The 4,509-nt window shown below is 65.4% G+C and carries 3 protein-coding genes and 1 pseudogene; 3 read left to right on the top strand and 1 reads right to left on the bottom strand.

What is annotated here, in order from left to right; genetic code table 11:
• A pseudogene (locus ACOVRJ_RS02395) lies at nt 1–477 on the top strand (integrase core domain-containing protein); the annotation flags it as partial.
• A gap of 664 nt (nt 478–1,141) precedes the next feature.
• Here ACOVRJ_RS02395 and ACOVRJ_RS02390 read toward each other — a convergent pair.
• A complete protein-coding gene (locus ACOVRJ_RS02390) occupies nt 1,142–2,443 on the bottom strand; it encodes a Fic family protein (protein ID WP_422042308.1) in 1,302 nt (433 codons plus the stop codon).
• Between the two features lie 198 nt (nt 2,444–2,641).
• On the opposite strand from ACOVRJ_RS02390, the gene ACOVRJ_RS02385 reads away from it, so the two are divergent.
• Together ACOVRJ_RS02385 and ACOVRJ_RS02380 are read left to right on the top strand one after the other, a co-directional pair.
• A complete protein-coding gene (locus ACOVRJ_RS02385) occupies nt 2,642–3,241 on the top strand; it encodes a type IV toxin-antitoxin system AbiEi family antitoxin domain-containing protein (RefSeq protein WP_422042307.1) in 600 nt (199 codons plus the stop codon).
• Entirely contained in the window at nt 3,238–4,155 is a 918-nt protein-coding gene (locus ACOVRJ_RS02380; protein WP_422042306.1) for a nucleotidyl transferase AbiEii/AbiGii toxin family protein, read from the top strand. Before ACOVRJ_RS02385 ends, ACOVRJ_RS02380 begins: the two co-directional genes overlap by 4 nt.
• Nucleotides 4,156–4,509 lie beyond the last annotated feature (354 nt).

Raw genomic sequence — 4,509 nt, 5'->3', positions numbered from 1 at the left:
ACGCGCTGGGTGTTCATCTCGATCAAGCGGCGCAAGACGGCGGCGGCGGCGCGCAGCTTCCTCAACGAGGTGGCCAAGGCCGCGCCGTTCGTGATCAGCACCATCCTGACCGACAACGGCAAGGAGTTCACCGACCGACTGTTCGGCGGCCGCGCCAAGGACGCCTCTGGCGAGCACGAGTTCGACCTCCTGTGCGACAGCCTGGGCATCGAGCACCGGCTCACCAAGCCCCGCACGCCGCAAACCAACGGCATGGTCGAGCGGTTCAACGGCAGGCTCGAGCAGGTGCTGCAGACGCACCGCTTCAACAGCGCCGAGGATCTGAGCAAGACACTGCATCGCTACGTGTGGCTGTACAACCAGCATCTGCCGCAGAAGGCGCTCAACCACCAGACACCCCTGATGGCGATGAAAAAGTGGCAAGAATCACACCCTCACCTGTTCAAGAAAAAAGTTATTAATCATCCGGGACCTGACAGCGCCAGTTTTCGGGTCGATGTCGGCAGTGATGTCATGGAGCGTCAGTGCCTTAAGCAAGGTGTCGGCGATCCGCAGGGCGCGGTCGAGGCAGCTGCGCGAGACGCGGATGTCGAGCGCTCCAGCCAGCACATTGGCCGAGGTCCCCTTGGCGCGCTCGGCGGTCCCGGTCTGGCGGTCGCTTTGACCAGGGGGTGAGGGTCCAGCAGTCGGTCCGGGACGGTGATGGGCTGCCGCCGCTCAGGAGCGCCAGCAGCCGCCGCCTTCACGGCCATCCGGCGCGCCATTTCGGTATCCGACAGAGGGATGGGGCCGACGGGTGGGCGCCGGCCTTCCCACGGGCTTAGCGGCGGCGGCTGGAACCGCTCACCCGCGGCGATCCGTGGCCAGAGATGTCGGGCCGGCACGGGCAGGTGCAGCCGACGGCAGGTGGTCAGGAAGGTGAGCTCGCACACGCCGTAGCGGTTCAAGAGCTCGGGGATGGGGCGGGTCCACAGCTCCTGGTAAAGGGCTTCCCGTGAAGTGGGCGTGGGGATGGGCAGCATGGCGCTCTCCGGTTCCGTGAGGGGACGGGGTAGGGCGCGCAGCGATCTCCGGGAGTTGCCCTTGGGTATGAAAAATCGTGGTCGAAGGTGTGTGAAGGGTGGTCGGCGCTCCGATCGCGTCAGACCGGGGGACTGCGTCGCGATGTGCCGCGAGGCACGGCGGTCAGCCCGACCTCGCCATCGAGCAGATCCTGATCCTGCTCCGCCTCCGGCCACAAGGCGGGGAAGTAGAAGCGAAGCGCATGACGTGGGATGCCAAACCGCAGGCTCCCGTAAGGGGAGTCCGTGGTGAGGAACCCGCGCGCGAGCAGCGCCGACAGCGTGGCGGTGGCCACGCGCTCGCCCAGGCTGGTCATGGCCTTGAACTGCGCGCGCCCGAGCTCGCCTTGCGTGGCGAAGAGGTAGTGCAGGGGAAGAAGAGCCTCGTCCCGAACGCCTGACTTGACCGCCGCCGTTTCGTAGGAAAGGGCCGCGCGGATACGGTCCTGCATGCCTTGCACATCCAGCTGCCTGGCCATGAACTCGACCTGGTCGAGGCAGGTGTCCAAGGTGTACTCGATCCACTGCACCAGCCCTGCCTGGGTGAGGTTGCCCCGTCCATCCAGGTCTCCACGGCGGTGTTCGTCGGCAGCCTGCAGCAGGGCCTTGTACTTCGATTCGGTTCGCGCGTATCCCCGCAAGGGGGACCACAGGCCACCCGTGAGCCCCCACGCATGCAGGAGCAGGTGGGTGTGCAGCCGGGTGACCCGGCCATTTCCGTCCAGGAAGGGGTGTGTCCACGCCAGCCGATGGTGTGCAGCAGCCAGGGCGACGACGGAAGCTTCCCCTCGCCGAATGCTGCCGTACACCTGCTGCCAACGCTCGATGAATCGGGGCAGCGACTGCGCTGTCGGCGCCTCGTGCCGGCCGACCGCCACACTGCGCTGGCGAAGCTCGCCGGGCACCAGGGTGCTGCCATCGGCCAGCCGCAGGTCGTCCTCAGGAAGGTCGCGGAACAGCTCCTTGTGCAGCCAGATCAGTGCTTCAGGCGAATAGAGCCATCTGGCGGCTTCTGGGCCGTCGGCTTCGAGCTTGCGGTCGACTTGACCTTCGCACAGGGCTTCGGTGCGGATGTGGGCGACGGCCAGGCGCTGCTTGCGCGCGAGGTCGGCGTTGGCGGAAAAGTCCTGCTGCAGCGCGCGCTCGATGTCGCTGGGGCGGGTGTGCTCGCCCTCGATCCGGTTGGTGTAGTACGAGTTCATGCTGCGCAGGAGCTTGCGCAGTTCGGTCTGCGCCGTCCTGCCGGAGGCTGCCCCGAGGGCCGTGGCCTTGCGCATCAGGTCGCCAGCTTTCTCCAGCAAGGGCGCGAGCAGGGGCTCCGCAGGCATCAGCGGCTCGAACTGATGCGGGGAGTCGTACTGCTGGATGATCTGCGGGTTCACGTGCGAGATTGTATGATTGAATATCGCCTATGAAAAGTCCATTTTTAGCGTCTTCGGGTGCGAGATGAACCGCAGGTCTTATAGGTAGTGTCGAGCTCCAGGAGGGCTGGTCAGAGGGACGCGGATTTCGATCGGCTCTGCGTTTCGATATGCAGGTTAATACTGACAAATACCGACAACTCGGAACATCATGACTCCGTGGACTCCAACCATCAGCGAATACTGGCCCTCGCGGCCAACCAGGGCCTGATCCGGCCTCGCGACCTGGATGAATGGTCTCTGCCGCGTGTCGCCCTGACGAGACTGGTCCGACAAGGGCGTCTCGAACGCGTGGGGCGGGGCCTGTACGCATCGCCCGGCCGGCTTGCGTCCGAACACGGCTCGATGGCGGAGGTCGCACGCAGGCACCCACACGCTGTCGTCTGCTTGCTCTCGGCGCTGCGTGTGCACGGCCTGACGGCTCAGTCGCCGTTCGAACTCTGGCTGGCCATCCCCAACAAGTCGCGTGCGCCGAGGATCGACTATCCGCCGCTGCGGATCCTGCGCTTCTCCGGTGTTGGGTTGACCGAGGGGGTCGAGGAGCACCGGATCGACGGCGTGGCAGTTCGCGTGACCAGCGTTGCTCGAACGGTTGCCGACTGCTTCAAGTTTCGCAACAAGGTCGGCCTTGATGTGGCCCTGGAAGCCCTGCGCGAGGCCTGGGCGGCACGCCGTGTGACCATGGACGAACTCTGGCGCTACGCGGTCCAGTGCCGGGTGGCCAACGTGATGCGCCCCTACATGGAAAGCCTGTCGTGACCGGGCGGAATGTCGGCGCATCGGTGCGTGCGCGCCTTCTCGCCCGGGCGCGGGAGACTCGCCAGGACTTCAGCCTGGTGCTGACGCGCTACGCGATCGAGCGCCTGCTGTATCGGATCGGCGTCTCTCGCCACGCCGACCATTTCCTGCTGAAAGGCGCTTTGCTCTTCGATCTCTGGTTCGACGTGCCGCATCGGCCAACGAGGGATGTAGACCTCCTCGGGTTCGGATCGGCCGAGCTGTCGCTCATGGAGAGCACGTTCAAGGAGATCAGCGCGATCGCCGAGGACGACGGTGTGACCTTCGATGTCGACACGGTGCGCGCAACCGAGATCCGCAAAGACGCGAACTGTGCAGGGCTACGCGCCGGGCTGCTGGCCTCAATCGATGGCGCTCGCTGCCAGAATCAGATCGACATCGGCTCCGGCGATGCCGTGACGCCAGAGCCGGACGATGTCGAGTACCCGGTGATGCTGCCCGAGTTCGCTGCGCCGAAGCTTCGTGCCTACCCGCGCTACACGGTCGTGGCCGAAAAGCTCGAGGCGCTCACGTCCCTTGGTCTGGCAAACAGCCGGATGAAGGATTACTTCGATCTCTGGGTGCTCGCGCGGTACGCCAACTTCGCCGCGGACATCCTCTGCCGCGCAGTGCGTGCAACGTTCGATCGGCGAGCGACGGGTCTGACCGGTTCGGCCCCTCTGGGGCTCACCGACACCTTCGCTCAGGACGCGCAGAAGGACGCTCAGTGGCAGGCGTTCCTGAAGAGAAATCGGCTGGAAGGACTCGCGCTGAGCGACGTCATCGCGGCACTGGGGCGTTTCCTGTTGCCGGTCGTCGAGGCCGCAGCCAGCAACTCACCGCTGCAGGGCCAGTGGAAGTCTGGGGGGCCATGGTCGTGCGGGGAGGGTGTGTGAGCACGTTGACGGTAAGAACGCGGCCTGAAAGTTCCGATGCGACAGTGGGTTACGCGTGTCGTGACGGTAGGCTCCACTGCAGAGCGAATGGCTTGCCTGGATGAGACGACACTCCCGTTCGAGCCCTCACAAGGCCCGATAGTCCTCGATAGATCCCGAAAGGTGCATCCCGCGCCGATCGCCCGGAAACCCGCACCAATGCTGGACCTCCTCAAAGTGTCGGTAGTCCTGACGGTACAAACCGCGCTTCGGCGCGCCGCATCCAGTCTTTCCGAGGGATTGCCGGCTCCATTGGTGTTTGAGTGGGAGTAGGGGCGGCGCTCCGGCCTCAGGCGCCGCGGCGAGCAAACCTGC

It is taken from the genome of Roseateles sp. (genome assembly GCF_049240545.1).
Lineage (GTDB): Bacteria > Pseudomonadota > Gammaproteobacteria > Burkholderiales > Burkholderiaceae_C > Paucibacter_A.
The sequence above is the reverse complement of the archived record's forward strand: the minus strand, read 5'-3'. Positions and strand labels throughout refer to the sequence as shown.